Origin of the sequence: Pseudomonas sp. 24 E 13 (genome assembly GCF_900004715.1) — a bacterium.
Lineage (GTDB): Bacteria > Pseudomonadota > Gammaproteobacteria > Pseudomonadales > Pseudomonadaceae > Aquipseudomonas > Aquipseudomonas orientalis_A.
On record NZ_CVTO01000138.1, the window covers coordinates 1 to 1,846 of the forward strand.

General features: G+C 65.0%; 2 protein-coding genes. Both read left to right on the forward strand.

The annotated features are described in order from the left end of the window. Positions 1-484, forward strand: a 484-nt coding sequence (locus tag BFP90_RS18500; protein WP_065897671.1) for a DUF4442 domain-containing protein, incomplete at its 5' end; no start/stop codon positions are given. Between the two features lie 8 nt (positions 485-492). Further along, the gene (locus BFP90_RS18505; RefSeq protein ID WP_163003354.1) at positions 493-1,710 is read left to right on the forward strand and encodes a 2-octaprenyl-3-methyl-6-methoxy-1,4-benzoquinol hydroxylase; all 1,218 of its coding nucleotides are present in this window, start codon (positions 493-495) and stop codon (positions 1,708-1,710) included. The last annotated feature ends 136 nt before the right edge of the window (positions 1,711-1,846 follow it).

Below are 1,846 nucleotides of genomic sequence, written 5' to 3' on the forward strand. Positions count from 1 at the left end.
GCGTAAGTGGCTGATCCAGCGTCTGGGCAAGGCGCGGCTGCTGCGCTGGGTGATGACGCTCTATCCGCCGTACCTGGGCGCCGGGGTCAGCGTGCAGCAGATGAGCGCCGACTTTCGTCACGTCAAGGTGCGCATGGGCCTGGGCTGGTATAACCGCAACTATGTGGGCACCCAGTTCGGCGGCAGCCTGTATTCGATGGTCGACCCGTTCTACATGCTGATGCTGATGGAGAACCTGGGCCGCGATTACATTGTCTGGGACAAGGCCGCCAGCATCGACTTCATCTCGCCGGGCAAAGGTCCGGTGTATGCCGAGTTCTCCATCGACGACGCCCTGCTCGATGAGGTTCGTCGACAGACCGCCGATGGCGAGAAATATTTGCCTCGGCTCAAGGTCCAGATTCATGACGGCTCCGGCACCCTGGTGGCGCGGGTCGACAAAACCCTTTACGTGCGGCGCAAGCCGCCAGCGAGACAGGCTTGACTATGGACATGCGCGCAGATGTGCTGATTGTCGGGGCCGGAATGGTCGGAAGCGCCCTGGCGCTGGCGTTGCAGGGCAGTGGCCTGCAGGTATTGCTGCTTGACGGCAGCCCGTTGAGCGTCAAGCCGTTCGAACCGGCGGCGGCGTTTGAACCTCGGGTCAGTGCGCTGTCCGCCGCCAGCCAGCGCATTCTCGAACGCCTTGGCGTGTGGGACGGCATCGTCGAGCGCCGCGCCAGCCCCTATGGCCAGATGCAAGTGTGGGACGGCAGCGGCACCGGGCAGATCCACTTCTCGGCGGCCAGTGTGCATGCCGAGGTGCTGGGGCATATCGTCGAGAACCGTGTGATCCAGGATGCCTTGCTGGACCGCCTGCATGATTGTGACCTGGGGCTGTTGGCCAATGCGCGCCTGGAGCAGATGCGCCGCTCCGGCGATGAATGGCTGCTGACCCTGGCCGATGGGCGCAAGCTGCGCGCGCCGCTTGTGGTCGCCGCCGATGGCGCCAACTCCGCAGTGCGCCGCCTGACCGGCACCCCCACCCGTGAATGGGACTACCTGCACAACGCCATCGTGACCAGCGTACGCAGCAGCCAGCCGCACCAGCGCACCGCGTGGCAACGCTTCACCGACACGGGCCCGCTGGCATTCCTGCCGCTGGTGCGTGATGGGCAGGAGGACTGGTGCTCGATTGTCTGGTCGACCACGCCGGCGGAGTCCGAGCGTTTGATGGCCCTGGACGATGAGCGCTTCTGCGGTGAGCTGGAGCGGGCCTTTGAGGGGCGCCTGGGCACGGTGGTCAGCGCCGACCCGCGCGTCTGCGTGCCGTTGCGTCAGCGTCACGCCAAACGTTACGTGGCCGAAGGCCTGGCGTTGATTGGCGATGCGGCCCACGTCATCCATCCCTTGGCGGGGCAGGGCGTGAACCTGGGCTTTCTCGATGCCGCGGTGCTGGCCGAAGTGCTGCTGGCGGCCAGCGAACGTGGCGAGCGTCTGGCGGATGTGAAGGTGCTGAGCCGCTACGAGCGTCGGCGCATGCCGCATAACCTGGCGCTGATGGCGGCAATGGAAGGCTTCGAGCGCCTGTTTCAGGCCGATCAACTGCCGCTGCGCTGGTTGCGCAATGCCGGGTTGAAGATCGTCGACCAGATTCCCGAAGCCAAGGCACTGTTTGTACGCCAGGCCTTGGGCCTGACCGGCGACCTCCCGGACCTCGCCAAACTGTAAATTGAAATGCGGCCCCCTGTGGGAGGGGGCTTGCCCCCGATGGCGGCCTCTTGGCTTGCCAGTATCTTGGATCAGACCGAGTACATATCCATTATTTAGGTAACGGCCACTTAGGGTTCCGCCCTGACGGCGGGTC